At 71.6% G+C, this 24,790-nt stretch carries 16 protein-coding genes; 4 read left to right on the forward strand and 12 right to left on the reverse strand.

Annotated elements, in window-relative coordinates:
* Positions 1-40 precede the first annotated feature (40 nt).
* From ACZ63I_RS17600 to ACZ63I_RS17615, 4 genes are read right to left on the reverse strand one after another with little or no spacing between them, the layout of a single operon-like run.
* Positions 41-1,630: an ABC transporter substrate-binding protein gene (locus ACZ63I_RS17600; protein WP_469339569.1), complete on the reverse strand. Its 1,590-nt coding sequence runs from the start codon at positions 1,628-1,630 to the stop codon at positions 41-43.
* Positions 1,627-5,316, reverse strand: a complete 3,690-nt coding sequence (locus ACZ63I_RS17605; RefSeq protein ID WP_469339571.1) for an indolepyruvate ferredoxin oxidoreductase family protein — start codon at positions 5,314-5,316, stop codon at positions 1,627-1,629. The genes ACZ63I_RS17600 and ACZ63I_RS17605 overlap by 4 nt, the downstream gene beginning before the upstream one ends.
* The gene (locus ACZ63I_RS17610; RefSeq protein ID WP_469339573.1) at positions 5,313-6,674 is read right to left on the reverse strand and encodes a serine hydrolase domain-containing protein; all 1,362 of its coding nucleotides are present in this window, start codon (positions 6,672-6,674) and stop codon (positions 5,313-5,315) included. Before ACZ63I_RS17610 ends, ACZ63I_RS17605 begins: the two co-directional genes overlap by 4 nt.
* Positions 6,671-8,362: a serine hydrolase gene (locus ACZ63I_RS17615; RefSeq protein ID WP_469339575.1), complete on the reverse strand. Its 1,692-nt coding sequence runs from the start codon at positions 8,360-8,362 to the stop codon at positions 6,671-6,673. The genes ACZ63I_RS17610 and ACZ63I_RS17615 overlap by 4 nt, the downstream gene beginning before the upstream one ends.
* A gap of 202 nt (positions 8,363-8,564) precedes the next feature.
* Here ACZ63I_RS17615 and ACZ63I_RS17620 point away from each other — a divergent pair, with 202 nt between their 5' ends.
* The gene (locus ACZ63I_RS17620; RefSeq protein ID WP_469339577.1) at positions 8,565-10,205 is read left to right on the forward strand and encodes a PucR family transcriptional regulator; all 1,641 of its coding nucleotides are present in this window, start codon (positions 8,565-8,567) and stop codon (positions 10,203-10,205) included.
* A 52-nt stretch (positions 10,206-10,257) separates the two neighbouring features.
* Here ACZ63I_RS17620 and ACZ63I_RS17625 read toward each other — a convergent pair whose 3' ends face one another.
* From ACZ63I_RS17625 to ACZ63I_RS17645, 5 genes are all read right to left on the reverse strand, one after another.
* Positions 10,258-11,844 carry an N-acyl-D-amino-acid deacylase family protein gene (locus ACZ63I_RS17625; RefSeq protein WP_469339579.1) on the reverse strand — a complete coding sequence of 529 codons (1,587 nt, stop codon included), beginning with the start codon at positions 11,842-11,844 and terminating at the stop codon, positions 10,258-10,260.
* A 125-nt stretch (positions 11,845-11,969) separates the two neighbouring features.
* Positions 11,970-13,085: an NAD(P)/FAD-dependent oxidoreductase gene (locus ACZ63I_RS17630; protein ID WP_469339580.1), complete on the reverse strand. Its 1,116-nt coding sequence runs from the start codon at positions 13,083-13,085 to the stop codon at positions 11,970-11,972.
* A gap of 930 nt (positions 13,086-14,015) precedes the next feature.
* Positions 14,016-14,402, reverse strand: coding sequence for a hypothetical protein (locus ACZ63I_RS17635; protein ID WP_469339581.1), 387 nt, complete (start codon positions 14,400-14,402; stop codon positions 14,016-14,018).
* On the reverse strand, positions 14,399-14,830 hold the full coding sequence (locus tag ACZ63I_RS17640) for an XRE family transcriptional regulator (protein ID WP_469339583.1): 432 nt from the start codon (positions 14,828-14,830) through the stop codon (positions 14,399-14,401). The genes ACZ63I_RS17635 and ACZ63I_RS17640 overlap by 4 nt, the downstream gene beginning before the upstream one ends.
* Positions 14,831-14,971: 141 nt before the next feature.
* On the reverse strand, positions 14,972-15,124 hold the full coding sequence (locus ACZ63I_RS17645; RefSeq protein ID WP_469339584.1) for a hypothetical protein: 153 nt from the start codon (positions 15,122-15,124) through the stop codon (positions 14,972-14,974).
* 147 nt (positions 15,125-15,271) lie between these two features.
* Here ACZ63I_RS17645 and lanKC point away from each other — a divergent pair, with 147 nt between their 5' ends.
* The 3 genes from lanKC (at position 15,272) to ACZ63I_RS17660 (ending at position 20,539) form a co-directional block, all read left to right on the forward strand.
* Positions 15,272-17,872, forward strand: coding sequence for a class III lanthionine synthetase LanKC (lanKC, locus tag ACZ63I_RS17650; RefSeq protein WP_469339586.1), 2,601 nt, complete (start codon positions 15,272-15,274; stop codon positions 17,870-17,872).
* Positions 17,873-17,945: 73 nt separating this feature from the next.
* The gene (locus ACZ63I_RS17655; RefSeq protein WP_107070269.1) at positions 17,946-18,071 is read left to right on the forward strand and encodes a SapB/AmfS family lanthipeptide; all 126 of its coding nucleotides are present in this window, start codon (positions 17,946-17,948) and stop codon (positions 18,069-18,071) included.
* A gap of 149 nt (positions 18,072-18,220) precedes the next feature.
* Entirely contained in the window at positions 18,221-20,539 is a 2,319-nt protein-coding gene (locus ACZ63I_RS17660) for a helix-turn-helix transcriptional regulator (protein WP_469339588.1), read from the forward strand.
* A 38-nt stretch (positions 20,540-20,577) separates the two neighbouring features.
* Here the strand turns inward: ACZ63I_RS17660 and ACZ63I_RS17665 are convergent, their stop codons facing one another.
* Genes ACZ63I_RS17665 through ACZ63I_RS17675 form a run of 3 tightly spaced genes read right to left on the reverse strand, consistent with a single transcriptional unit; the run spans position 20,578 to position 24,765 of the window.
* Positions 20,578-22,404: an ATP-binding cassette domain-containing protein gene (locus tag ACZ63I_RS17665; RefSeq protein ID WP_469339590.1), complete on the reverse strand. Its 1,827-nt coding sequence runs from the start codon at positions 22,402-22,404 to the stop codon at positions 20,578-20,580.
* Positions 22,386-24,140: an ABC transporter ATP-binding protein gene (locus tag ACZ63I_RS17670; protein ID WP_469339591.1), complete on the reverse strand. Its 1,755-nt coding sequence runs from the start codon at positions 24,138-24,140 to the stop codon at positions 22,386-22,388. The genes ACZ63I_RS17665 and ACZ63I_RS17670 overlap by 19 nt, the downstream gene beginning before the upstream one ends.
* Positions 24,118-24,765, reverse strand: a complete 648-nt coding sequence (locus ACZ63I_RS17675) for a flavoprotein (RefSeq protein WP_469339592.1) — start codon at positions 24,763-24,765, stop codon at positions 24,118-24,120. Before ACZ63I_RS17675 ends, ACZ63I_RS17670 begins: the two co-directional genes overlap by 23 nt.
* Positions 24,766-24,790 lie beyond the last annotated feature (25 nt).

Raw genomic sequence — 24,790 nt, forward strand, 5'->3', positions numbered from 1 at the left:
TCGGTCTTCGCTGTCCGGCGGGCGACGCTCGCTCGCGGTGCTACCGGGCGAGCATGCGGATGCTGGTGGGGATCAGCGACAGGCTCTGGCCGAACCGGGCTCCGCTGCCGAAGGTTTTGACGATCTGGTTGGCGAACGGGATGACATCGGCGGCGCTGACCGCTTTCGCCTCCGCCTTGAGCCAGTCGGCGCAGCCCGCCGTACCGGATACGGCCGACGCCTTCGTGACGGCCGAGCTGTAGGCGGCGTTGGTGATGCCGGCGAAGTTGTTGCCGTTCGGTGGGGTGGGGCCGGAGAGGAAAGGCACAAGCTGATCAGGGCTGCTGACCCCGACCGGCTCCCAGGCGATGTCCCAGTCGCCGGTGCTGAACAGGGTGGTGCCGATCGCGGTCGAGTCCTGCGGTTTCGCGGTGACCTTCACCCCGAGCTGCTTCCATACGGAGACGGCGAGTTCGGCGGCGGCCGACCCGGCGGAGCCCGCCGCGGTGTCGTAGACGAAGGTCAGTGACAGGCTCTTTCCGTCCTTCGACCGGACGCCGCCTGAACCCTTCGTCCATCCGGCGTGATCCAGCAACTGCCCGGCCCTGGCGAGGTCATGGGCCGGGAGTGCGGCTCGGACCGACTGCCCGGGGCAGGCGACCGGCGGGCTCGCCGCGAGCGTCGTCGCCGGTGCACCGGTTCCCGCGGTGAGGACCTTCTGGAGTTGGGCCAGATCCAGCGCCTGGGTCAACGCCAGCCGGACGGACCGGTCGGCGGCTTCGTGGCCCTTGGACTGGTTGAACCACATTTCGCCGATGAGGTTCGTCTGGTCGCTGGAGAACAGATGGGCCGCGCCCAGTCGTTGAGCATCGGCGCCGTAGATCGTCGCCGCGTTCAGCCCTCCGGAGAGCAGCAGGTTCGCGGCGGTGGTCACGTTCGGGATGATCTTGAAGACGACCTTGGCCGGTAGCCCCCGGGTCGCGGTGCCGGCGCCGCCGGGACCCCAGGTGTAGTCGCCGCGCTTGGTGTAGGTGTACTGATCGCCGGGCGAGGCTTGGCTGAGCTGGTACGGCCCCGTGCCCTCGGTCCGGTGCGCGAGCGTGGCACGGTTCTTCATGCCCGCCGCGCAGACCATCGGAAGGTTGGCAAGTCCGTTGAGCAGGAACGGCGAAGCGGTGGGCGTGGTCAAGGTGACCGTTGCCGCGCCGGCGTCGGCCGTGGCATGCGCGCCGGTGGGCAAGTACAGCCCGAGGAAAGGGCTCTTGGACTTCGGGTCGGCGACGTAGTTGATGTTCGCCGCCGCGTCGGCGGCGGTGAAGGCGGAGCCGTCGGAGCAGGTGACCGCCTTGTGCAGGGTCAACACCGCCTGGTTACCCGTCACTTTCCAACTACGCGCGAGGCCGGAGACGATCGTGCCGGTGGCGGTCTCGTTGACCAGCGGGTCGTAGGCGAACGGGCTGATCTCCGTCACGTTGCCGGTGAGTGCCCCCTGCGGATCGAGGTTGCCGGGATCGGCTGTCAGCGCCGCGGTGAATGTCGCCCCGTCGACCGGCTTCGCGCCGGCGGAGGAGTCGGTCTTGGTGTTACCGCTGCATCCCGTGAGGACGAGTGCGCCGATACACGCCCCGGCGGCCGCTGCAATCAGTCTCATACCGCTCTCCCGTTCGTTGATTGCGTGAGGTGGAGGCGGGTCGCCGCCAGTTGCTGGTGGTACTTCTCGACGCTGCGCAGCTTGATCGATTCGTAGCCGCGGATACCGTCGGGCAGGTTCGCGAGCTGGACGACCAGGTGGGCGTTGTCCGGTCCGAGACCGGTCAGGGCCGCCTCGATGACGTCGCGGTACTCGGTGACGAGTCCGCGCTCGACCCGTCTGACCTCGGTGTGGCCGAAGGGGTCCAGCCATGTTCCGCGCAGTCGGCGCAAGATGACGAGCGCGCGGAAAGCGGGGGTGAACCAGGCGCCGAGGCTGAGCTTGCGACGCAGGCCGAGCGCCCGCAGCAGTGGCGGGTGCAGCCGGTAGGCAACGGCGATGTCCGGGCCGAACTGCGCCGCGAGAGCCTCGCGGACGTCCGGCGCGAGAGCGAGCCGGGCGATCTCGTACTCGTCCTTGTAGGCCATCAGCTTGTACAGATGTCGGGCGACTGCCTCGGCGACAAGGGTGGATCCCGGCGTGTGCTCGGCCTCGGCCCGCCGGACCCGCTCGACGAACTCCGCGTAGGTCCGGGCGTAGCGGGGGCTCTGGTAGGCGACCAGATCCGGAACCCGGACGGTGATCAGCCGCGACAACTCGCTTCCCGGCGGCGCGCCGACGAGCCGCACCAGCGTCTGCGTCGAAGGCGTGAGCGGCGGCGCGGCGACGGTGTCGGCGGCGGTGGCGGTGGCGGTGCCGGCGGCGGCGGTGGGGAGCGGTCCGGTAGCGACGCCGAAGGCGCCGGGGTCGCTGATGAGCTGGCGCCCGCGCCGGAACGCCTGGATGTTCGTCTCGACCTGGGCGGCGTTGAGTTCGACGGCCTGCTCGATCGCCTCGGCCGGGATCGGGACGAGCCCGGACTGGTAGGCCGCGCCCACCAGCAGCAGGTTGGCGAACTGGTCGTGCCCGAACAGGGCGACGGAGACGGCACGGGCGTCGAAGAAGACGTTCCTCGTGGCGTCGGTGCGCGCGCTGATCAGCTCGGTGAGCGCGGGGACCTCGGGGAAGGCCGCGGTGACGTCGGCGACCATCGTGCCGGTCGGCACTTTGGCGGTGGCTACGACCGCGACGGTCCGGCCGGGGTCGGTCGCACCCAGATGCGCGGGGTCGGCGGCGACGAGCAGGTCGGCGCCGAGGTAGAGGTCGACCTCGCCGGCGGCGGCCTTGTTCGCGCCGTGCAGCGCGGCGCGGCTGACCTTGATGTCGGACACGACCGCGCCGCCTTTCTGGGCCAGCCCGGTCTGGTCGAGTGACTGGACGTGCAGACCGGCCGCCGTGGCGGCGGCGCCGAGGATCTGGGCGGCGGTGACCACGCCGGAGCCTCCGATGCCCAGAATCCGCGTGGTGTGCTGCCCCTGCGCGGACAGTGGTGATCCCGGCGGGGCCGGCAGCGACGCCTGATCCACCCCGGACCGCGCTCGGGTGTCCGGCCGGACGGCGGACGGCATGGTCGTCGCGGTGGTGGCGCGTCGGGCCGATCGAGGCGTGCGCGGGGTGACGGTCATGAACGACGGGCAATCGCCCTTGAGACAGGAGAAGTCCTTGTTGCAGGAGGACTGGTCGATGCGGGTCTTGCGGCCGAACTGGGTGTCCACCGGCTGGACCGACAGGCAGTTGGACTGGACCCCGCAGTCGCCGCAGCCTTCGCAGATCCGTTCGTTGATCAGGACCCGTTGCGCCGGGTCCGGCGCGAGGCCGCGCTTGCGTTTGCGGCGAAGCTCGGTCGCGCACTCCTGGTCGTGGATGAGCATGGTGACGCCGCCGATCGCGGCAAGCGTCTCCTGCGCCTGCACCAGACGGTCGCGGTGCCACACCTCGACGCCGCGCGGCAGCGCCCGACGCTGCCGGCTCGGACGGCGGTAGGAGCGGGGGTTGTCGGTGGTGATGATGATCTTCTTGACGCCCTCGGCGGTCATGGCGTGCGCGATCTCGGCGACGCTCATCTGTCCTTCGGCTTGCTGACCGCCGGTCATGGCGACGGCGGAGTTGTACAGCAGCTTGTAGGTGATGTGGGCCCCGGCGGCGACCGCGGCGCGTACGGCGAGGCTGCCGGAGTGGTGGAAGGTGCCGTCGCCGATGTTCTGCAGCAGGTGGGTGCGGGTGAGGAACGGTGCCATGCCCAGCCATTGGGCGCCTTCGCCGCCCATCTGGGTCAGTCCGGTGATCTCCCCCACGAGGTCGGGGTCCATGAGCAGCGCCAGGCCGTGGCAGCCGATACCGGCGCCGACCAGGGACCCGGCCGGTGTCTTGGTGGAGCTGTTGTGCGGACATCCTGAGCAGAAGTACGGGGTACGGACGGCCAACGGCAGCAACGTCCGTGGCGCGGGCGAGCGGTTGCCGTCGCGCCACGCGGCGACGCCGGGCGCGTCGAGGTGGGCGAGGATGCGGTCGGCGAGCGCGGCAGCGATCGGCTCGGGGCCGAGTTCGCCGTGGGCCGGGAGCAGCGCGCTGCCGTCGGGCGCCTGTTTGCCGGTGATCTGCGGGGGGTCGGGCCGGTGGTAGAGCAGCTCTTTGACCGCGGTCTCCAGGAAGGGCCGCTTCTCCTCGATGACGACGATCTCGGTCAGCCCGGAGGCGAACCGGGTGATGATGTCGGGTTCGAGCGGCCAGATCATGCCCAGGTGCAGGAGGCGGATGCCGCGCCGGGAAAGCTCGTCGGCGTCCAGGCCGAGCATGCGCAGGCTCTGGCGGAGGTCGGCGTAGGACTTGCCTGCCGCGATGATCCCGATCCGGGCGTCGCCGGTGGCCCCGGTGATGGTGTTGAGGGCGTTGAGCCGGGCGTAGCGGCGGGCGAGTTCGAGGCGGGGCCCGTTGCGGCTGCGTTCGAGTTCCAGCAGGGCGGGTCCGGCGAGTTTCGCGGTGACGGTGTGGGTGAAGGGAACGCCGTCGATCTCGAAGCTCGGGGGTGTGCGGGTCAGCCGGTCCGGGTCGACCCGGACGGGGCCTGAGCCGTCGGCGACGTTGGTGACGATCTTCAACGCCGCCCACAGGCCGCTGGCGCGGGACAGAGCGACCGCGTGCAGGCCGAAGTCGAGGACCTCCTGCGGGTCGGTCGGGTACAGGGTGGGGATGCCCAGGTCGGCGAGCAGCATCTCCGAAGCACCGGGCAACGTCGAGGACTTGGCGGTCGGGTCGTCGCCGACGAGGGCCACCGCGCCGCCGGCGCGGTGGGTGCCGCACAGGTTGGCGTGCCGCAGCGCGTCGGCGGCGCGGTCCGCGCCGGGTGACTTGCCGTACCAGAACCCGGTCACGCCCTCGACGCGCTTGTCGCCGCGGGTCGAGGCGAGCTGGGTGCCCTCGACGGCGGTCGCGGCCAGCTCTTCGTTGACGGCCGGGCGGAAGACGATGTCGTGCTCGTCGAGGAGCCCGGCGTGTCTGCCGAGTTCGAGGTCGTAGCCGCCGAGCGGGGAACCCTCGTAGCCGGAGATGTAGAGCGCGCCGCGGTGGCCCGCGCGCGTGTCGGCGCGGCGTACGTCCAGCGCCAGCCGGGTCAGGGCCTGCACACCGCTGAGGTGGACGGTGCCCGATTCGGCGAGGTACCGGTCGGCGAGGGAGCGCAGGTCCGGTGAGCTGCTACGCGCAGGCCGGGAAGGGCGGTGTCGTGCGGCGGGCGCCGCCGCGGGGGAAGGTGGCTCGTGATCGGTCATGACGGCGGGCCTGCCGTGCGTCGGGCAGCCTGGTCGCCGACCCGCAGGTAGTCGGTTCCGTCCGCCAGCCGGTAGTGGACGACCGGCAGCCACCCCGGGCGACCCGGGACCTGGGTGAGGTAGGACTCCGGGGCGAACGGGACGAGGGGGGCCTCAAGCCGGTCGGTGCCCAGTGACGTGGCCAGGACCCCGCTGGGCCGTGCGGTCAGAACCAGCTCGCCGCCGCGATCGTGTACGTCGAAGCTCATCAGCGCGCGATCGTAGGTGCCGATGATGTCGGCAGATCCGCGGGATACCGGCTGCGTCGGCGGTCGCAGCGGCGCCGGCATGGTGATACCCGCGTGTTCGGCGAGCAGTTCGCCGAACAGGTCCTCGTAGAGCTGGTGGGAGTCGTTGCCGTTGGTGAGGAGCGCGACAGCGACCGGCACCGCGCCGGGCACGACCCGCAGGTACGCGGTCTGACCCAGCGTCTGCCCGTCGTGGCCGAACACCGGTCGGCCCCAGTCGTTCAGCATCCAGCCCAGGCCCACGTGCGATCCCGTCGTCCAGGGTTCGACCAGGGATGCCTGGGGCTCCCGCATGGCCCGTGCGGACCCGGCCGACAAGACGCGTGCCCCGGACGGGCCGACGCCGTCGGCGAGGTGCATGCGGGCGAAGGTGATCAGGTCTTTCGCACGCGCGTGGATCAGGCCGGCCGGCCCGATCGCGCGCGGCAGCCCCCACTGGTCGGTGACCTCGGCGCCGAAGTGCCCGACCGCGCTGCCCCACAGCAGCGCTTGCTCGGGGAGGGTTCCCGCCCTGCTGAGGCCGAGCGGTTCGAGCAGGCGTTCGTGGAGCACCGCGTCCCAGGTGTCGCCGCGCAGAACTTCCACCAGGCGCCCCAGTACCACGAATCCGGAGTTGCTGTAGCTCTGCGTCTCGCCCAGGGGGTGGCTTGCGGGCAGGTCGGCCATCTGGGTGACGTAGCGGGCGACAGCGTCGTCACCGCGGCCGGTGTCGGCGAAGAAGTCTCCTGCGATGCCGCTGGTGTGGTTGAGCAGATGACGGGCGGTCACCCCGGTGGTGATCTGTTCGTCGCGTACGCGAAAGTCGGGCAGGTAGGTGCTGACCGGAGTGTCCAGGTCCAGGCGGCCCTCGTCGACGAGTTGCATGGCCAGGGTGGCGGTCCAGACCTTGGTGATGCTGCCGATCTGGAACACACTGTCGCTGCCGGCAGGTGCGCCGGTACGCAGGTTGAGCACGCCGGTCGCGGCGAGCGCCGTGTCGTCACCGACGGCGAGGGCGAGGCTGGCTCCGACGACGTGGTGTCGGTCGGCCAGGGCGGTAAGTCGCTGGTGCAGCGCGGCGGCATCCATCATGACGCCGGGACGAAGATGCCGACCTGGTCGACGACGATGCGGGCCACGGTGTCGTCCGGGCCCAGCTCGGCGGTGACATCGATGCCCGGCAGGGTCGGACAGCGGAACGAGGTGCCGCCGCTGGGGGTCAGGACGAGGTCTCCGAGGATGCTGGAGGTGGCGGCAAGCTCGTCGCCGCGGCGATGGATGACCAGTGTGGTGGGGCCCATCTCGTACTTCCCGGCCATCGCCTCCAGCAGTGTCACCGCCACCGGCTCGGGGCGGCGGACGAAGACTGCCGGGGCGACCGCGGGTTCGAGCGTGGCGGCCAGACCGGTGATCTCGCCGTTCGCGTCTTGGGTGAAGACCAGCGGGCAGAGGCTCTCGTCCGCGATGAACTCCAGGTCCCATGCGTCGTGGCCGCGGTGGATCAGCCGGATCCGATCTGCGGGCACGTCGTGGAAGTCCGGAACGAGCCGGTCGCCGTCGACACGTACCGTCAACTCGCCGTAGGCCGGGTGGAGGTAGCTGCCGGCGAACTCGGCGAGGGCGCGGGAGACGGGTGCGGCGGAAGCGCGCGCCTCGCGATGGGCGCGGGCATCGTCGTGGCCGGCGCTGAGCGCGGTCTGCAGGTGATGAATGCGCTCGCCCCAGCCCGCGTCGGTGTCGCCGTGGAGCTGATCGATGATCGCGTACATCAGCGGCAGCCGGAGGTAGCTGCTGTCCATGTTGGTCAGGACAGCGATACCGATCCCGGACCCGGGAACGAGACAGACGTCGGAAGAGAAGCCGACGATGTTGCCGCCGTGATGGACGATCCGGCGCCCGCGGTAGCTCTCGACCTGGCAGCCCAGGCCGTATCCGAGGGAGGTGATCTCGTCGAACATCTCGATACTGATGCCGCCGAGCATGGCCGGTCGGTGCAACTGGTCCACGGCCGCCGCGGTCAGCACATCGGGGCGCCGACCCAGGCGGGCCAGGAGCCACTGGGCCAGGTCGGCGACGGTGGACACCAGACCGCCGGCCGGGCCGGCCTTCTCCGCGGTCGCCCGCGCCGGCAGCGCCTGCCGGACGAACCCTTCCTCGGCGGTCTTGTAGGGCTGAGCGAGCTGCGTGATGGCCGGATCCTGCACGGAGAAGACCGTGCTGGTCATCTCCAACGGCGCCAACAAGCGAGCGGTGACTGTGTCCTGCCACGAGGCGCCGGTCACCGCTTCGACGAGATGCCCGGCGGCTATGTAGCCCAGGTTGTTGTAGTCCCACTCGGTCCGCAACGGCCGCGACAACGGCAAATGCCGCAGCCGGCGGGTGATCTCCTCCAGCGACATCGGATTGTCGCCGAACCAGACCAGGTCATGGCGGGGCAGACCGGTGCGGTGGCTCAGCAGGTCGCGCGGCGTGACCAGTTCCGTGGCGTGCCGGTCGTGCATCTCGAACCAGGGCAGCACCTCGCGGACCGGGCCGTCGAGGTCGAGCAGCCCCGCGTCGGCGAGCAGGCAGACCGTGGCTGCGGTGAACGCCTTGGTGTCGGAGGCCAGCGGGAAGTGCGTGTCGGCGGTGACCGGTTCACCGCTGTCGAGGTCGGCGCGGCCGAATCCTTCGCACAACGTCACGGCGTTGTCCTGGACCACAGCGACGGCCACGCCCGGGACGGCGAATCGCTCCTGCTCGGCGACGACGAGCGCACGGATCGTGTCGATATCGCCCATCAGCGTGCCGTACCGGGGCGCCGGCAGCCGCGGTGGCAGCGAGTAACGTAGTCGGTCATGCGGACACGCTAGAGCCACCTCCACACCGCCGTCTTAGTGCCGAAGCGCAAACTCGGCGGTGCAGTTTGGTGGCCAGGCACCACGCCAGGTCGTGCCAGGCACGAGAGTGTGCCGGGGGAAGGAAGGTGGCGTTGTGCCGTTGGTGCATGATCTTGTGACTCGCCTCGGCTCCGACCTGGTCAGCGCACCTGTCGCGCCGGCCGGTCTCGCCGTCGAGTTCACCACCGTGGTGATCTACGACCCTCTGGAGGAGCCGGCCTTCCAGGCCGGTGAACTCGTGCTCGCCGTCGGTGTGAGCGCGGCCTCCGCACTGGCCGTCAAGCTGGTGGCGGCCCGGCCCACCGCGCTGCTCCTGCGCCATGACGGCCAGTTGGGACAGGCCCTGCTGGCCGAAGCGCTCAGCGCCGACGTGGCACTGCTCGTGGTGCCGAGCCGGTGCGGTTGGTCGAGCGTGCATGCCATCGCGACGTCGCTGCCCGCACGGGTCCCGACCGGCCGGAGCGGATCCACGACTGGATCGGCGGCCAGCTCCGTGACCGGCTCCGAGGTGATCAGCGACCTGTTCTCGGCGGCCAACGCGCTCGCCGACGCTCTCGGCGCGCCGATCACCGTCGAGGACAACCAATCGCGGCTGCTCGCGTACTCCGCCCGGCAGGGTGAGGTGGACGTGGCCCGAGCGGCGACGATCCTCGGTCACCAGGTTCCGGACACGTTCCGCGACCACGTACGCCGACTCGGCGTCGGCAAGCGAATGCTGACCGAAACCGAGCCCTTCTTCCTGGCCTCCTCCCTTCCGGAGATCAACTCCCGCACCGTGGTCCCGTTGCGCGCGCACGACGAAGTGCTCGGCTCGATCTGGGCCGTCACCGACACCCCCCTCGACGCGCGCCGCACCGCGACTCTGGCCGAGGCGGCCCGCTCCATCGCCGTCCGGTTGGCGCACCACCGGCTCGTCACCGATCTCCAACGTCAGCAGCAGGCCGCGACGATGACGCTGCTGCTGCGCGGGGATACGGCGGCGGTCGAGGCCGGGCGGCGGATCGGCATGCACGGCGCCGCCTACCGGTTGGCCGCCGTCGCTGCCACCCAACTCGACGGGTCCAGCAGCGACGCGCTGCTGGACCGCTGCGCGAGCGCGCTCGTTCGACAGCTCGCGCTCACCCCCACGGTCGGCGCGACCGCGCGCATCCACGACGTGGTCTACGCGGTGATCCCAGGACCTGCGGATCCCGCCGAGAGCCTGCGGTCCATACGCGGCCTGCTGCTGGCGGCCCGGACGGCGGCGCGACCGGACAACCCTGAACAGATCGCGATCGGCATCAGCGGGCCGGTGCTCAATCTGTCCGAACTGGCCGAGGCCCGGGAGGAGGCGGACCGGGTTCTGCAGGTCCTGGCCACTGCCCGCACCCGCGACGGCTGCGCCGAGGTCGGTGAGGTCGGGCTCGCGGTGAGCGTGCTCCGCCTGGTCGACCTGGAGTCCGGCCGCCGCGCGGGCCGGCGCAGCATCATCGACGACATCGATGACTACGACAGGGCGCACGCAGTGACCTACGGCCCCACCCTGCGGGTGTACTTGGCCTCCTTCGGCGACCCGAGCGTCGCCTCCAAGGCCCTCCACATCCACACGAACACGCTGCGCTACCGGCTGCGCCGACTGCACGAGATCTTCGGTCTGGACCTCACCGACGCCGACACCCGATTCGCCCTGATGGTGGACATCCGGCTCAAGACCCCCCTACAGGGAGAGCCGGGCCCACGCCGACGCACGGAGTCTCCCGGATAGCCGGAATCACCGGAGCCGGAATCACCGGAGCCGGAGTGACCGGACAGCCGGGTCAGCGCCCTCGGCGCAACCGCCGGCCCGGTCGGGCCGACAGCACGCGCCCGTCGGCCAACACCGGCTCACCGTTGACCAGGACGTGCCGCATCCCGGTGGCGTACTGGCGCGGGTCTTCGTAGCGGGCAAGGTCACGTACTGCGGCCGGATCGAAGATGATCAGATCGGCGAATCCGCCCGGGACCAGCCGACCGCGATCGGTCAGCCGCAACGTGTCCGCAGGCAGCGAGGTCATCTTGCGGATCGCCTCGGCGAGCGGAAACAGGCCCAGATCGCGGCTGTAGTGGCCGAGGACCCGGGCGAAACTGCCGTAGGCCCGCGGATGCGTCAGCTCGTCGGTCGCCGACCCTGGACCGACGGCCTCGGCGTCCGAGCAGATCGACACCCACGGCTGGACCAGGCCGAGTTGGACGTTGCGCTCGGACATCACGAAGTAGCACACCTGCTGGGTCGGATCCACGCGCACGATATCCAGCAGCGCGGCGGCCGCCCCGGCGGCCCCGCGGGCCGCGGCCACCTCGACCAGCGTCTGCCCGGCCGCCGGCGTGCCGTCGGCCAGATCGCGCAGGAAGACGATGCCGCGCCCCCGCTCAGCCCCGACGAACAGGTTCTCGAAGTCGCCGGAGTCCGCCTCCAGCTCAGCGACGATCTGGGCTGTGACGGCCGGATCGGCCAGCCGGGCCAGCAGCGCGGCCGGCCCGCCCGCGTGATGACGCGGCGGGATCGCCGCCGCCAGATCGGTGCAGGCGGCGACGTACGGATACATGTCGGCGCTGACCTGCTGGCCGCCGGCCCTGGCCGCGTCGATCCGCTCGATCGCCGACGTCATCTTGTGGTGATTGTGGGTACCGCCGGCCTTCAGGTGGTAGGCCTGCACGCGGCACTGCGCCGCCGTCCCGATACCGATCAGCTCGTCCAGGCATTCGAGGAAGCGGTCACCCTCGGAGCGCAGGTGAGAGATGTAGAGGCCGTCGTGCCGCCCGACCACCGTCGCCAGTCGGGTCAGCTCTGCCGTGGTCGCGTAGTTCTCCGGCGCGTAGATCAGCGACGTCGCGATACCGAGCGCGCCGTCGGCCATCTCGTCCTCGACGAGCTTGCTCAGCATGCTCAACTCGTCCTCGGCCAGCGGCCGATCGTCACCTCCCGCAGCCAGCATCCGCAGATTCTGCCCGCCGATGAACGAGGCGACGTTCACGCTTGTGCCCTGGGCCTCGATGTGGTCCAGGCCGTCGCCCAGCCGGGGGAAGTCCAGCCGCGCACCGGACCGCATGGGCACCATGTCGAGCAGTTCCGGACTCGCCGGGCCCAGCGACACGCCCTCGCCGAAGACCTCGGTCGTCACCCCCTGCACCAGATCCGACTGGCAGCTCCCGTCGAGCTGGATCGCTTCCCACGCATGGCTGAGCACGTTGATCAACCCGGGAGCGACGACGAGACCGGTCGCGTCGATCTCGGGGCAGTCGGCGACAGGAATGTCGCCGACCGCCACGATCCGGTCCCCGGCGATTGCGACGTCGGCCGGTCGCGGCTCCCCGCCCAGCCCGTCGTGGACCAGCCCATGACGGATCACCCGCGACAGGTTCATCGCGCGTCCCGCGGGAAGGGGACGTTCACCGAGTGCTCGTGGCGGCGCGGCGGGGCTGTCGACAACGGCGGGGCTGTCATGTCGGACTCCTCAGTGGCAGGTTGCTGGCGAGAGGTTGAGGGGAGTCAGTGTTCAAGGGCGATGTGAGTCCGGCGCGGGTCGATGGCCGCGGCCAGTGCCGCATCGGTCAAGCTGCCCGTCCGGAACAGTTCGGCGCCGACCTGGGCCAACGCCGGCGCCATCTGGATGCCGTAACCTCCCTGGCCGACGAAGCTGAACAAGGCAGGCTCGTCCGGATGCGGGCCGACGACCGGGGCCCGGTCCGGGGCGAAGGTCCGCAGTCCCGCCCAACTGGTGTGCACGCTGCGCAATCCCAGCCTGGTCACGGCATTCACCCGCTCCAGCACCGAGGCTACATCGAGCGGATCGGGCTTGACATCGCCGGGCGGCACCTCCGTCTCGTCGCACGGCGACAGCAGCAGCGCCCCGCCCTCGGGCTTGAAATACCAGCCCTCAGCGGCGTCTGCCACGACCGGCCAATCAGCCGGAATCGGGCGCGGGGAGCGGGCGATCACCACCGTGCGCCGCCGCGGGGACAGCCCATGCCCGGCACCGGCACACATCTCGGCCACCTCGTCCCCCCACGCCCCCGCAGCGTTGACCACCACGTCGGCAACCCACCTCCGGCCGTCCGAAGTCCGCGCCTGCCACTGCGACTTGACCCGGTCGGCCCCCACCAGCCGGGCTCCCGTCGTGATCTGCCCGCCGCGTTGACGAAGTACCGTCGCATAGTAGGCGTGCAGAGCGCTGACATCGATATCCCGCGCGTCTGGGTCAAACGCGCACGCGATCATGCCGTCCGCCCGCAGCATCGGACACAGCACCCGCGCCTGGTCGGCACTCAACGTGGTCATCGTCGGCTGGGCGGCGACGAGAGCCGCCAGAGCGGCGGCACTCGACTCGTCCCACGCGGTGAACAGCCCACCCCGGGGGGTCAACGGCGCGGGGACCCCGGGCAGCGTCGACAGCCGCACGAACTCCGCTTCACTGCGCTGGGTCAGCTCCCGCACAACTGCTGGACCGTACCCGGCCAGAAACAGCGCAGCCGACCGCCCCGTACTGTGCACAGCCAGCGACCGCTCAGCCTCGACGAGCACCACATCGTGATCGCGAGCGAGTTCACAGCCCAACGACACACCGGCCATCCCCCCACCCACGACAAGAACCCGCTGACGTGTCATGCCAAGATTCTGTAAGCCACCGCACCCGCAAGGCTTGTGCGTGAAGCGAAAATCGCGGCGCCCCGCATCAGCACTCCCAACAAGCGACCACCCCCGACCGGGCAGGCACGACGGCCCCGTCAGCGCACCCGTCCGAGCTGATCGCGGGGAACGAACGGGCTCCCGCGAACTGCTCGACCTCACGGTCGAGTTGTCCCGACGCCTCTTCTGAACTGCCAGAAGCCGGGCCCACCCCCGCGGGCGCGGGGAGCAGGAGGTCGCCCCCTGGACCGGCACGGTGAAGTCGGGTCCATCCCCGCGCGCGCGGGGAGCAGCCGAACGGCAGCCGCCTGTTCGCAAGCTCGGTGGGGTCATCCCCGCGCGCGCGGGGAGCAGAACGCCCGCACCCTGCCCCGCGTGGCCGGGCAGGGTCCATCCCCGCAGGCGCGGGGAGCAGTGGGCTTCGAGGTCTGCTTCGCCGGTCAGGTCGGGTCCATCCCCGCGGGCGCGGGGAGCAGGGCCGCGCGGCCACGGCTGACGAGATTCCGGAGGGTCCATCCCCGCGCGCGGGGAGCAGCATGTCGACGATGTTCGCCCATCTGGTTCGGCCGGTCCATCCCCGCGCGCGGGGAGCAGCTCCGCGACAACGCCGGGGTCAAGATCGAAGCGGGTCCATCCCCGCACGCTCGGGGAGCAGACAGCGGCCTGCACCCGTTCGCCCGGCTCCTTGGGGTCCATCCCCGCACGCGCGGGGAGCAGGCGTCGCGCACCCATGCCGGCCGGATGTGGAAGGGTCCAGCCCCGCACGCGCGGGGAGCAGGTGGCGCGCCAACGCCGGGCCGGGGGCTTGTTGGGTCCATCCCCGCACGCGCGGGGAGCAGTCGAGAAAAGAACTGCGACACACGCGGCGGGAGGGTCCATCCCCGCACGCGCGGGGAGCAGACCCAATGGTTATGGGGTGGTGACTGCGGATTGGGTCCATCCCCGCACGCGCGGGGAGCAGATCTGCGCGGCGGCGTGCATGGAGGCCTCGTCCTGGTGACCGCAGAGCAGATGCGCCGCCTCGTGCAGGAGGATGTGCTGTTGGTGGAACGGGGTGGTGTCGGCCGCGTACATCACGTGGTCGGCGGCTGCCGCGGTGAGCAGGAGTCCGCACGGGAGGTCCGGCCGCGCGTGGACGGGTGAGAGTTCGACCGTTCGACCGCGTCGCGCCCCGACGGCGCGGACGAACGTGGCGGCGTCGAAGGGATCGGGCAGGCGCAGGCCGTCCACGCGGCGGCGGCAGTCCCGCCACATGTCCCGCCGGACGCGCCCCGTCCCGGAGCGGTCGGCCGTCACGGCGGAGATCCTCCGCCCCGCTCCCTGCGGGCTATCACGTCGATCATGTCGCTGATGGTTCCGACCGCCTCGGGTGACAGGTTCACCGCGCGCAGCGCCATGCTCCGCACGCTCGCGTCCCGCAGGGCGCCGAGGAGTTCGAGTTCCTCCGCGATCGCGGACGCCTGGGCGCCGTCGAAGAAGTAGGTGACCGGCACCTCGAAGAACTGGGCGAGCGCTTCGAGATGACGCTTGGTCGGATTGTCGCGCCGACCGGTCCGCAACTGCCACAGATACGTCGCCGAGAAGCTTTCGCCCGTGGCCTCGCGGCACGCCTTGGCCACTTCTTCGTGGCTGTAGGGCTCGCGGTTGGGACGGCGTACGACACGGAAGAGCGCGTCGATCTTCCCGGCAAGCGTGTGCGGCTGCGCCGCCTCCGTCTCCGGCACGCCGCACCTCCGCTCCGGTCATCGGCAGCTCAAGCGTCCTGTCGCTTCGCCTCCATTCATTCTAGCTGTGCCGGTAGGGCGCAGGGATCCAGCGTCCCCTGCGCCCTGAAGCCCCTGCGCCCTGAAGAGAGGCCGGTCCGATCAGGCGCCCATGTCCTCAGGCGCGGCCCATGTGGTGTTCGAGTCGCAGAAGATCACGCTGAGCGAGCTGTCGCTCGTGGTGATCGTGGGGGGCAGCAGGCCGGCTGATTCGTCGGCCGCGCTCATGGTCTGGAGCTGCAGTACAGGGGGCATGGTGTCCTCCGGACAGCGGGGATGGGTGAACGAGCGTCGGCAGCCTACATGTACCCAATGACCGACGTCATTCACTTCAGTTGACGAGTTCTCCGTCATGGGCCATCGTGGTGGCGCACCAGCCGACTCGTCTCAGGAAGAGGGCAGATGCGGACCCCCTACACCTTCACGGTCGCGGACCCCGACTTCTACGAACCTCTGGACGCCACCCCGCCGGACGGCGGGGAACTGCGTCCCACCTCCGTACGAGCGGGCTGGCACGGCACGCCCTCGGGGATCTGGACCATGTGGCGGCACGACGACCTCACGGTCGCGCCGGCCGGCTGGAAGGTCCATGTCTCCGCGCGGCCGGGGCGCCTCACCCACGTCCTGGACGTGGTGGCCGGCATCTGCTGCGACCAGGATGTCGCCTTCAAGCACCTGTCCACCCGCCTCTTCTACGGCTGGACCCACCAGAAGCACGCGTCCCGCCCGCAGAGCGGCAAGTTCTGCGCCGCCTATCCCGGGGACCCCGAGGCCGCCCGCCGACTGATGGAGTCCCTCAGCGAGGCACTGGCGGACGAGGAGGGTCCTTACATCCTCAGCGACCGGCGGTTCGGCACCTCCCGCACGGTGCACTACCGGTACGGATCCTTTCTGCGCCGGCAGCAGGTGCGCGCCGACGGCACACCGATGCTGCTGGTTCCCGACGGCGCCGGGCGGCTGGTCGAGGACAGGCGCGGGGTGTCGTTCCACCTGCCCCCCGGCGTCGAGGACCCCTTCCTGGCGGAAACCCCCGCACTCGCGGGCGGGACCAGTTTCGGTGGCTACACCTTCGAGGCCGCGCTGCGCCACAGCAACGGCGGCGGCGCCTACCGCGGCCGCCATGAGGCCACCGGGAGGAAGGTCTTCATCAAGGAGGCCAGGGCGCACACCGGTATCGGCGCCGGCGGCGCCAACGCACAACAGCGGCTGCGCGCCGAGTGGGAGACGCTGCGGGAACTGCACGCCGCCGTCCCGGGCCTCGCGCCGGAGCCGCTCGCGTACTTCTCCGAATGGGAACACGACTTCCTGGTCACCGAGTTCGTCGAGGGTGAGTCGCTGAACGGCTGGACGGTGACGCACAACCCACTGATCCGCCGCGACGCGGAAGCCGCCGAATTCGCCGACTACTACCGCCGCTGCGAGGCGATCCTGGAACGTACCGACGAGGTCATGGACCGGCTGCACCGAGCCGGTTATCTCTTCGTCGATGTCAGCCCCGGCAACCTGCTGGTCTCGGACGACGACGAGGTCCGGCTGATCGACTTCGAATCCGCGCACCGCGTCGGCACCCCGTTCGTCGCCTCCGGCACCCCCGGATACACCCCGCCGGCCGCCCTCGTGGGCGACGACCCTGCCATCTACGACGCCTACGGGCTCAGCGCCCTGGCCCTGTTGATGCTGTGCCCCCTGCACCAGGTGGTCCAGCGTGCTCCGGCCGCCCTCAGCTACATACGCCACGGTCTGAAGCTGCGCGGCTGCGACATCCCGCCGGACCTGTGGCGGCGCGCCACGCGCTTCCACCACGACGACACCGACGCCGGGGGCCACGCCCCGGCCGGCGGACCGCTCGCCCTTCCCTCACCGGAGCGCGTCGTCGACGCCCCCGAGGAGAGCCTCGCAGCGCTGCGCGACCGCGTCGCCGACGCTCTGATCGCGATGGCCGATCCCGGGCATCCGCGCCGGGTGTTCCCCACCGTCCCCGAGGGCCATCTGGCCAACACCCTGTGTCTGGCCTACGGCACGGCCGGCGTGGTGCATGCCCTGCGCAGGTCGGGCAGGGCGCTGCCCGACACCGTCCTCGAACGGCTGCGCACGGACACGCTGCGTACCGCTGACACCCTCGGCCCCGGGCTGCAGACCGGACTCGCCGGCATCGCGTGGGTGCTCGCCGACTGCGGACACACACAGGAGGCCGTCGATCTGCTCGACACGGCCGACAGCCACCCGTTGACCAGGACGGACGTCACTCTCGCCGGTGGCGGGGCGGGCGTCGCTCTCGCCCGTCTCGCGCTGTACGGGCACACCGGTGACGCCCGCCACCTGGAACGGGCGGCCGAACTGGCCGACGGCATGTCCGGGGCGCCGCACACGCTGACACCCCGGCTGGGGCCCGACAACGCCACCGGACTCTGGCACGGCAGGACCGGTGTGGCGCTCATGCTCCAGCAACTGGCCGCTGTCACCGGCGACAAGAGCTACCTCGACCAAGGCCTGCCGCTGCTGCACGCCGAGTTGGACCGGGAGTGCGACCCGACAGCCGTCCACATGTCGTTCCCCGTCTCCACCACCGATGTGCGCCGCATGCCGTATCTGTACTGCGGCTCCGCCGGCGTGCTGCACGTCGCGACCCGCTACCTCCGGGACACGGACGACGAGCGGCTGGCCGGGGCGACACCACGCCTGTTGAAAGCGCTCACCACCAACTACACCGGTATGAGCGGCCTGTGCCAGGGGCTCTCCGGACTCGCGCTCACGCTCGCCGAACACGCCGAGCTGACCGGGTCCCAGGAGAGCCGGCGTCTCGCGGTCGAAGCGGCGGCCGGGCTGTTCGCCCACGCCGTGCCGCATCCCACCGGCGTGCGCTTCCTCGGCGACCAGATGCTGCGGATGAGCGCGGACCTGTGGAGCGGAAGCGCCGGTGTACTGCTCGCCCTCGACGAAGTCCTCGCCCCCGCGCCCGATCCGCTGTTCACCGTGGACGCCGTCGCGGCCTCCCGAGCCTGACCTGCCCCCCCGCACTCCCGGCCGTCACAAGGCGACCGGGTTCGTCCCACCGCACACACCAGAGGAGTTCACCATGCAGCAGGTACTCAACCTCCAGGAGCTGGAGACCGAACACACCGTGGACGAGAACGGCGTGATCATCGCGAGCGATTTCAGCACGTTCGCGTGTGACAGCAACGTCAGCGTTGTCGTCTGCTGACACGCGCTCCGGCCCGGCCGGGCCACGGCGGCGGCCCACCCCAGGACGGGTGAGCCGCCGCCGGCTTCGCCGCCCCCGCCCTGAGAGGGACCATGACACTCCGCTGTCCGGACGACGTTCACGATGCGCGCCCCGGCGCCCGCAGCACCGTGGCACATCTGCTCGCCCACGGCCCCGCCGGACCCGCTCGCCGGTCGCTGCTCCGTGAACTCGGCGCGGGAGAACCGGAGTGGGCGGCGCCCCTGTCCGCCCTGCCGGACGCCGCCCTGCGCGAACTGGCCCGCACCGGCCTGTGTTCACCGGCTCCGGTACCCGCCGCCGGCTCCCGGTGGCTGCGGGAATCCGCCGCGCTGACACCGGAGCAGACCGCCGCCAGCCAGTACGCCGCTGTGCTGGGCGCCCCCTTCTCCCCGACCCTGCTGACCGCGGTCAGCGGCCGGCCGCTCCGGCACGTTCTCGCCGTCCTCGACGAGCTCGTCGCACTGGGCGTCGTACGCGAGGACGAGTCAGGGGCACCGCTCTTCCGCTTCCGCCACCCGCTGACCCGCGTACTGACCTACGCGCGCGTCCCGCCCGGCCGTCGCATCACCGTCCACGCGGCGGCGGCCGACGCTCTCGCCCGGATCGGCGCCCCGCTCCCCCAGCAGGCAGCCCACCTCGCCCGATGCGCACCTCCCGGCGACACCGAGGCGGCGAGTCTGCTGTGCCGCGCCGCCCACCAGATCCTGGACACGCGGCCCGAGGACGCAGCCGACTGGCTCCGCGCCGCGCTGCGCATCCAGCCCGCCGACGAGGACGGCGCCGCCACGGTCCTGCGTATCCGGATCCTGTTGTGCGTCGCCGCGTCACGGTCCGGCCGGCGGGCCGAAGTACAGCGCCTGATGCCTCTGGTGCTGGCTTCGCCCGCCCTGCCCCCGGCCGGACGCGGCCGGCTCGTCGCCATGTACGCGCGCATGGAGGACAGCCTCGGCCGGCAGCGCGAGGCACGCGCACTGCTCGACACCGAACTGTCCGGCGCCGGAACACCCACCACCGGCCGGACGACGGTGTGCCCCTCCGTGACCGACACCCTGCGACTGCGGTCGGCGGCGCTGAGCGCGGCCACCGGCGACCTGCCCGCCGTACGCGCCCAGTTCGCCGCCGTCTCGGCCGGTCCTGCCGCCGGCGACATGGTCCGGCGCATGACCACGGCGGCGACCTGGGCACTGGGTACGGTCCTCTCCTCCGACAGTTCCGACCGGGAGGACGCGGTCGCCGACGCCACCCGAAAGGCCGACCTGCTCGCCGACGCGGCCTTGCAGGACGTCCTGGACGCGGCCGTCCGGCTCGGCCTGGCACAGAACTCGACGGGTCGTCACACAAGCGCCTCGCACCTGCTGTCCCGGGCACTGCGGTGCGCCCGCTCCGGCGGACGCACCGCCGACCTGCCCCGGTTGCTGCTCGGCCACGCCTGGGCCGAGGCCGCGCTCGGCAGACTCGCCACCGCGTCGGCATCGGCGGCCGAGGCGGAGGAGACCGCCCGACTGCTGGACTGCGTCGAACTCGCCCACCAGGCACGGCTGGTACGCGGCTGGGTCGTGCTGTGGGCGTCGGGCCACGAGGCGGCTGAGCCACTGGTACGCGACCTGCCGTACCGGAGCGACCTTCCCGACGGGATCCGGCGCTCGGCCACGGCGCTGCTGGCAACGCTCCATCTTGAAGCGGGGCGACCGGAGGAGAGCCTGCAGCTCATGCTGTCCGCCACCGCCGACACCCCCGTACTGACCGACCCCACGACACGACCGGCCCGCTGGTGGTCACTCGCGTCCCGCGCCGCGACAGCTTCCGGCCACCTCACCGCCGCGCGCAGGTGGGCGTCGACGGCTCGTGCCGCCGCTGATGCCTCGCGGCTCCCCGCCGACCGTGCCGCCGTACTCCTGGCCGAAGCGGCGCTCGCCCCCGATCGGGACGCGATCCCGTTGCTGACGGACGTGGTCGAACAGCACGCGCACGACGGGTCCCTGCTGCTGGAATGCCGTGTCCGCCTGCTGCTGGCCCGACGGCTGATCGGCACGGACCGCCTGTCGGAGGCCGCCTTCCACACCGGGCTCACGAAGCGCCGCGCCGAGCAGTGCGGTGCGGAGTACCTACGGCACCTGGCCGTCGACGTCCAGCGTGCGATCGGCGCCCGTCATCCGCGCGTGTCAGGTGACACGGACGGCGAGGACGCCCCGGAGACCGGTCTCTCGCAGCGCGAGCGCCAGATCCTGCGCATGGTCTGCCGCGGCCTGTCCAACCGGGACATCGCGGGCGCCCTGTTCGTCTCCGTCAAGACCGTCGAAGCCCATCTCACCCGTGTCTTCCGTAAGACGGGCACCCGGTCGCGAGCGGCACTGGTGGCCAGGTTCGCGACGGCGCGACCGGCCTTGGCCCGGTCCGACAGCCGGGGTCCTTCCGACCTCGGCCTGCGATCCGCGCCCCGAAGCTGATCGGCGTCCCGCTCTGCTCGGGCCGCCCGCTCCAGTCCTCACCCCGGCCGCTCCGCCGGGTCCGGCACGGTGGCGAGTACGGGGCGCGGGCGCGGAACGTGTGGCGCCGTGCCGTCCCAGTGGCCCACAAGCGCGGCATAGCCGGGCTCCGTGCCCAGCAGTTCGGCGTGCGTGCCGCAGACCACCCGGGTGCCGTCGAGCAGCAGTACGCGTCGCCCGCGCAGGGCTGACGCGAGGCGGTGGGCGACGACGACGAGCGTGCCGGGCCTGGCGGCGAAGGCCGCCTCCACCACTGCCTCACTCGCCATGTCGAGATGGCAGGTGGCCTCGTCGAGCAGGACAACGGGCGCGCTCGACAGATAAGTACGCGCGGCTGCGACGAGTTGGCGCTCGCCACTGGACAGCGAGGCCGCCGGATTGTCCAGCAGTACGTCGTAGCCGCCGAGCCGGTCCACCACGGGCCCGAGACCCACCGCGAGTGCCGCGGCGTCAACGGCCGCCGTATCCGCTTCGGGGGCGAGATAGCGGAGGTTGTCGCGGAGGGTTCCGCGGAAGACGTACGCCTCCTGCGGCAGCAGCGCGACGACGCCCGGACGCTCGGTCTCGGGGAGGTCGTCGACCCGCCGCCCTCCGATCAGGACCTCGCCGCCGGACGGCCGTTCCAGACCGGCGAGCAGCCCGGCCAGGGTCGACTTGCCGACACCGCTCGCTCCGACCACGACGAGATGGTCGCCCTCCGCGATGGTCAACCGCACATCCTTCAGTACCGGTTCGGCGTGCGGCCCGTAGGCGAACGTCAGATTCTCGACCCGCACGGCGTGGCCCGTCGGCGCGTCCGCGCGTACCTTGTCCGGCGCCGGGTCGCCGGACGGTACCGTCACGGCGGCCAACCGTTCCAGTACGACATGGAGTTGGCTCCACAGTCCGGCCACCGTGCCGGTCAGCATCTGCAGGGCGGGCACCAGGCTGCCGCTGACGTACAGCGTCGCTCCGACCACCTCACCGGCGCTGGCCGTCCCGCCGGTGACCCATACCGGGCCCACCAACAGAATCAGAAGGAGCGGCAGTTGGCCGCCGAGCAGGACGATGGGAACGCGCGCCGCGGCTGCCCAGGCCACCGCGACGGACGCCTGGGCGCTGGCCCGGACGCTGCGCTCGGCGCTCGCGCAGGCGAATTCCGTCGCGCCGATGGCAGCGATGTCCCGGCCGGCGGCCAGCACGGCCCCGGTGGACGCTGCCACGTCCTCCTCGGCGATGACCGCCGTTCTCCTGCGCCGGCTCACGGCCCTCATGGAGATGAGGAAGGCGACGAGCGCGGCGACGAGCGGCAGTACGACCACGGCGGCGAGCACCGGGGCGAGCGCGGCAAGACCTATGAGCGTGGCGACCAGGGTGACCGCGAGCGGACGGGCTGTCCGCATCAGCGCGCCCACGACGAGTCGCACCGTGTCGACCTGGCTCGTCATCCGCGACACACCGGCCGCGTCCGCGACACTGCCGTCCCGGACGGCCTGGCTGAGTGTCGCGCCGACCACGGTGGTCACGAGCGCGTCCCGCATCGGCTCGATACAGGCGGCGAGCGGGTCGAAGAGCGCACGCTCCGCCACGGCCCTGGCGACGTACAACAGGGCGAGAAGCCCGATCCACATCAGCCCCTCGGCGGGTTCACCCGCGAGGAACCCCCGGTCCAGCGCTGCGGCAAGCGTCCAGCCCGACGCCAGGGCAGGGCCTGCCTCCAGCACCGACCAGCAGGCGATCCGCCGCAGGGGGCGGCCTGAGCCGCGCAGCGACCGCGCGGACAACTGTGCCGCGGGGCTGCGGAGCGCCCTCGCGCGCAGTCTCGTGCTCACACCGGTGAAGGCCACGGCACCTCCCGCTCGGTCGCCGGATCACCGTCGGCCGAGAAGACCGCGCGGTAGTCGGGGTCGTGCCACAACTCGCGGTGCGGTCCCACCGCGCGGATCCGTCCTTCGTGCAGCCAGGCGACGGCGTCGCAGCGTGCGGCCGTGGTGACGCGGTGCGCCACGACGAGCCGGGTCCGCCCGGACAGCGCGCCGGTCACCGCCTCACTCACCTCGGCCTCGGTGACCGTGTCGAGCCCGGAGGTCGCGTCGTCGAGTACGTACACCCGGGCGGGCCTGACCAGCGCCCGCGCCAGTCCGAGCCGCTGTCGTTCCCCGCCGGACAGGGGCGCGTGGGCCGACGGCGTGTCGTAACCGGCGGGCAGCCTGCGGATGAAGCCGTCGGCCCGTGCCGCCCTGGCGGCCTGCTCCACCGCCCGGCGGCTCACCTCCGGTCTGCCGTAGGCGATCACGTCATGGACGCTCTCCCCGATCAGCGCCGGGCGCTCGAAGGCGTACGTCACGGCGTTCCGCAGTTCGTCGAAGGTCAGGTCCCGCACGGGGACTCCGTCGAGTACGACGTCTCCCTCGTCGGGGTCGCCCAGTCGGCCGAGCAGCCCCGCCAGCACGCTCTTGCCCGCGCCGGTCCTGCCGACCAGGGCCGTCGACCGGCCTGCGGGCAGGGCCAGGTGTGCCCGGTCGAGGACCAGGGAGCCGCTGGCGGAGCGGACGGTGACGTCCTTCAGCAGGACGGTCCCCGGCCCCGTCGTCCCGGTGACCGGGCCGGCAGCGGGCAGGGGATGGGCGAGGGCGCCGGCGATCCGGCCGGCGGCCGCGCGGGCCTGCGCGAGCGACAGCAGGGCGTCCACCTGCTGGAGTGCGCCGATGGCGAGTTTGACGTAGCCGGCCACGGCCAGGAGCTCTCCCGGGGACAACCGGCCCTGTGCGACGCCGAGTCCCGCCACGGCGAGTGCCAGCGCCTCGGTGAGCGACACCAGGAGCCCGAACTGCCATACCGTCGACTTCTGCAGGCGCCACATCGCGTGTCCGGCGGCCGACACGGCACCCAACGGGGCCAGGACGCGTTCGGTCTCCGTGGCCAGTGTTCCCGAGGCCCGGATCGTCCTCGCCCCGGCCAGCGCGCCGAGCAGCCGGGTCGCGAGGTCCGACTGCGCACCCAGATAGGCGCTCTGCGCCTCGGTGACCCGGCCGACGAACCGCCGGGCTATCAGCACCGACAGGGGCACGCCCAGGGTGAAGGCAGCCGCGGTCCGCAGGTCGATCGCCCAGAGCGCGCCGAAGCCGGCGAGCGCCCCCGCCAGTGAGACCGCGGACTGCGCAGCCGCTGCGGGCAGCGCGCCGGCCTGCGGTGCGGCCTGGGTGATCTGGGTGACCGCCTCCCCGGGGGAAAGCGGCGAACGTGGCTGGAGCGCGAGCAGTTGCCTGATGATCCTTCCGCGCAGCAGGCGCGTTCCGCGCCCTGTTCCGGCGGCTCCCAGCGGGCCCATCACCGCGTCGCACAGCGCGACGGCGGCGACGGCCGCGCCCCAGAGGAGCGCCCGGCTCCCGTGCCCGGCGCTGTCGCCTTCGAGCACCGCGTTGACGGCCTCAGAGAGCAGCGCAGGGACGGCGATCGAGATCCCGACGCGAGTGACCATCACCAGCACGAGCAGCGTCAACGGCCGCCGCGTGTCGTGTGCGACGTCCTTGAGCAGCCGCCCGCCTTGGGTGGCGGGGTCACGCCGTTCGAGGGTGGTCACCGCTCGCCTCCCCGGTGCGCGCGGACAGCACGCGTGCGGCGTACCGCAGCGTACTCAGCAGGGAGGGCATGCCGGCGGAGACCGGTGTGCCGTCATGTGCGGAGACCGCGGGTGCCATCGGGACGACATGATGACCGTCCTGCTCCAGCAGTTCCAGGTTGCGGCGGACCGACGGGCGGGCCAGGGCGCCTTCGGGGATCGCGGGGGCGAAGAAGGTGGGTGCGGAGGTGCAGATGACCGTCGTCAGGGCCAGGCTGTCGGTCATCCCCGCAGCGCACTTGGCGATGAAGTTGGTGGTCGCGGGAGCCACGATGACCAGGTCGGCCCACGCGGCCAGCTCCTTGTGCGGCACCACGCCCTGCGACGTGTCCCAGTCGGGGCCTTCGACCGGCGACTGGGCGACGGCGGCCAGCGCCTGACGGGACACCAGGGACGCCGCTGAGTGGGTCAGGCACACCCGCACCGACCAGCCGTACCGCGTCCGCGCCAGCATGACCCACTCGGGCAGAGCGGTGACGGAGATGCCGCCGGCCGCGACGAACAACAGGTGCCCGCGTGGCAGGACGAGCGGTGGCAGCCCGTCGCGTCGTGCGCCGCGTAGCTGTGGCGTGGGGTCGGTTGTCACCGTTGCTCTCCGCTCTTCTCCGGTC

Source organism: Streptomyces sp. NPDC087906 (assembly GCF_055584925.1).

Coding starts and splice junctions, on each gene's coding strand:
- ACZ63I_RS17655 (WP_107070269.1), top strand. CDS start 17,946: ATGCAGCAGGTACTCAACCTCCAGGAGCTGGAGACCGAACACACCGTG.
- ACZ63I_RS17630 (WP_469339580.1), bottom strand. CDS start 13,085: ATGACACGTCAGCGGGTTCTTGTCGTGGGTGGGGGGATGGCCGGTGTG.
- ACZ63I_RS17605 (WP_469339571.1), bottom strand. CDS start 5,316: ATGACCGATCACGAGCCACCTTCCCCCGCGGCGGCGCCCGCCGCACGA.
- ACZ63I_RS17625 (WP_469339579.1), bottom strand. CDS start 11,844: ATGAACCTGTCGCGGGTGATCCGTCATGGGCTGGTCCACGACGGGCTG.
- ACZ63I_RS17615 (WP_469339575.1), bottom strand. CDS start 8,362: ATGGGCGATATCGACACGATCCGTGCGCTCGTCGTCGCCGAGCAGGAG.
- ACZ63I_RS17645 (WP_469339584.1), bottom strand. CDS start 15,124: ATGCCCCCTGTACTGCAGCTCCAGACCATGAGCGCGGCCGACGAATCA.
- ACZ63I_RS17610 (WP_469339573.1), bottom strand. CDS start 6,674: ATGATGGATGCCGCCGCGCTGCACCAGCGACTTACCGCCCTGGCCGAC.
- lanKC (WP_469339586.1), top strand. CDS start 15,272: ATGCGGACCCCCTACACCTTCACGGTCGCGGACCCCGACTTCTACGAA.
- ACZ63I_RS17600 (WP_469339569.1), bottom strand. CDS start 1,630: ATGAGACTGATTGCAGCGGCCGCCGGGGCGTGTATCGGCGCACTCGTC.